Below are 2,222 nucleotides of genomic sequence, written 5' to 3' on the forward strand. Positions count from 1 at the left end.
AACACGAACTTCAGGTCTTTGCCCCACGGCCGCGGAACGGCAACATCAAGTTTGCCCAAACGTTTGTGTCTGTTCGTGCCGTTCGTGGTCAAATTCTTCTTCTGGTTCAGCTCGCCATTGACGGGGGTGAAAGGTCGCCTTGCGCAAGCGGCAAGATCGTGTCCCAGGGCGTGGTGTAGCTGGGCTGGAAGCGAAGCCGGCTGCGTAGCGCTCAGCAAGAGAGCAGGCGCAGCGGCCGGCTAAGCGGTCTCAACTTTAAGACAGAACCTGCAATCCGTGTTTTTGGATGACCGTCAGCAGCTTCAGCGCCATCCCGCTGGGCCGCTTTGCCCCCGTCTCCCATTTCTCGACGGTGGATTCGCTGGTGTTCAAATACCTGGCAAACACAGGCTGGCTAACACGATTGGCTTCGCGCAACCGCTTGATATCCTGCGGCTCAAAGGGTGTCGGCGCTTCAAATGCCGCCTCGGCAAAATTACGCAGCGTTGTTTTGTCAATAGCGCCAACCTTGTGAAGCGCTTTCGCGGACGCATGGATGGCCTCAAATGCATCGCTCTTGTATACTCTTTTTGTCATCTCGATACGCCTTCACCATTTTGGCTGCAAATTTCGATAAGGTCCCCGTCGTCCAGCAGACTTGCCAATTGACTCGGTTGCAGGGCTGCGTACCCTTTGGCCAGTTCCCGGAATGCCCGTAATTCGTCATCACCGATATTGGCCCGATCCTTCTTGGCGAAGAGATATTCGTAGAACCAGAATTCGTCTGTCTTGGCCAGGATGATAGAGCGGTACATATTCTTGTTAAGGCGCTTTTTGAAAACGCCACCGCCCAGATCATCCGCTTGTCCTTTGACTACTTCGGCAGTGGCCTCACAAAGTTCGTCGTCTCCAATTCTCGCTTTGCGCGCCGCCTTGGAAAACCACCCGGACTTGAAGACACGATACGAGATAATCTGCTCCGCCATGGAAACAATATAGCACCAGGTGCTACCTTTTTCAAGAGATCGGTTTGTCGCAGGTGGCGGTTGACAAGCCTATTCCGTTGCCGCCTCGCGCGCCAGATAGGCGTCGATGATGGGCGATCTGACGTGGTAGTAGTAGACCCCATAATGGCCGTCGTTGTCGTCGTCCTCATCGTGCTGCGACGAATAATCCCACTCCCACCAAAAGCTTTCCGGGTCGGGCTTTTCCCAGATCTCTAACAAAGCGTTGTAGAAGGTCGCGACGAGGGTCTCCCGCTTTAGCCGCAGGTGGCAGTCGAGCTTCGTTTCATCGGTACACCACCGTTCCCAGATGGTGAAAAGGACATAGTCAGGGTCCGGATCGGGTGCCACGCCGAAGCGCAGCAGCCAGCCTTCCGGGCAGACGAGTTCATAGGTAAATTCGCCACCCGCCAAGCGCTCCAGCCAGACTTTGATGTCCTCAAACGGATCTCCATACTGACTCAGCGGCAAGGTCACCGTCTCGGCGTCAAATGTGACGATACAGTCAATGCAGCCGACGTCGGGCGGCGTGAAAACGATCTCGAAACGCTCAACTTCCCGAGCGGGTTCGGGCGCAGGTCCGGGGTCCTTTCGCCAATCCAGGCTTGCCTTAACGGATGCCTGCATCGCAGGCCCAGCTTTCGGATCGAGGCTTTCCAGGGTCATGACGACCCTGCCGTCATAGATGATCTCGGTCTTGATCATTCGCGCCCCACCACCTCGGCTTCCGTCGAAAAATCGCGCTGATAGATGCGCTTTGTGTCGTCTCGGGCAGCGTGATTCAATTTATATCCGGCCATTGCGTCGCATGTCTTCTTTTTATTTCCGCCAAGAGAGCCTCTCGGGACACGGTTGCCGACCCTCGCTGCTCCGCCGCAACGAGATGCGCACGAATAGCCTCAATCTCAGCGGCGGTTTCTTTCTCGCGAACCTGACGCTCGCGTATCAGTTCTCGGATGACTTCACTTTCGTTTCCATAATGGCCGGTCGCGACCTGCCCGGCGATCCAATCGTTTTGTTGGTCCGTAACGGAAATACTCTTTTTCACCATAGTCATAGCGCCCAACCTCTCAAAACTGCATGCTACACTGTAGCATATTATCCCACAATCATGGTGCCGGGAAGTGTGGCCGCTCCTAGTTTCAACGCGAAAAAACGTCTCAGCCCCCTTAACGCTCTGAATTTGCGCTGTCACTGCGGTTAAGTCATTAAGAATTTGACCACGAACGGCACGAACAG

The 2,222-nt window shown here is 55.0% G+C and carries 4 protein-coding genes; all 4 read right to left on the reverse strand.

All coding sequences use genetic code 11. The annotated features are described in order from the left end of the window. Positions 1-255 precede the first annotated feature (255 nt). Positions 256-576 carry a helix-turn-helix domain-containing protein gene (locus tag ABI_RS14965; RefSeq protein WP_006273876.1) on the reverse strand — a complete coding sequence of 107 codons (321 nt, stop codon included), beginning with the start codon at positions 574-576 and terminating at the stop codon, positions 256-258. Beyond that, entirely contained in the window at positions 573-965 is a 393-nt protein-coding gene (locus tag ABI_RS14970; protein WP_006273877.1) for a type II toxin-antitoxin system RelE/ParE family toxin, read from the reverse strand. Before ABI_RS14970 ends, ABI_RS14965 begins: the two co-directional genes overlap by 4 nt. Positions 966-1,034: 69 nt before the next feature. Then, positions 1,035-1,688 carry a hypothetical protein gene (locus ABI_RS14975; RefSeq protein WP_006273878.1) on the reverse strand — a complete coding sequence of 218 codons (654 nt, stop codon included), beginning with the start codon at positions 1,686-1,688 and terminating at the stop codon, positions 1,035-1,037. Positions 1,689-1,764: 76 nt separating this feature from the next. Further along, positions 1,765-2,222 (reverse strand): type II toxin-antitoxin system ParD family antitoxin (locus ABI_RS25985; protein ID WP_211211175.1); only part of this gene is annotated, 458 nt, incomplete at its 5' end.

It is taken from the genome of Asticcacaulis biprosthecium C19, from assembly GCF_000204015.1.
GTDB classification, from domain to species: domain Bacteria; phylum Pseudomonadota; class Alphaproteobacteria; order Caulobacterales; family Caulobacteraceae; genus Asticcacaulis; species Asticcacaulis biprosthecius.

Excerpts from the sequence above, each read along its gene's own strand:
- ABI_RS14965 (WP_006273876.1), bottom strand. The coding sequence starts at position 576 with ATGACAAAAAGAGTATACAAGAGCGATGCATTTGAGGCCATCCATGCG.
- ABI_RS14970 (WP_006273877.1), bottom strand. The coding sequence starts at position 965 with ATGGCGGAGCAGATTATCTCGTATCGTGTCTTCAAGTCCGGGTGGTTT.
- ABI_RS14975 (WP_006273878.1), bottom strand. The coding sequence starts at position 1,688 with ATGATCAAGACCGAGATCATCTATGACGGCAGGGTCGTCATGACCCTG.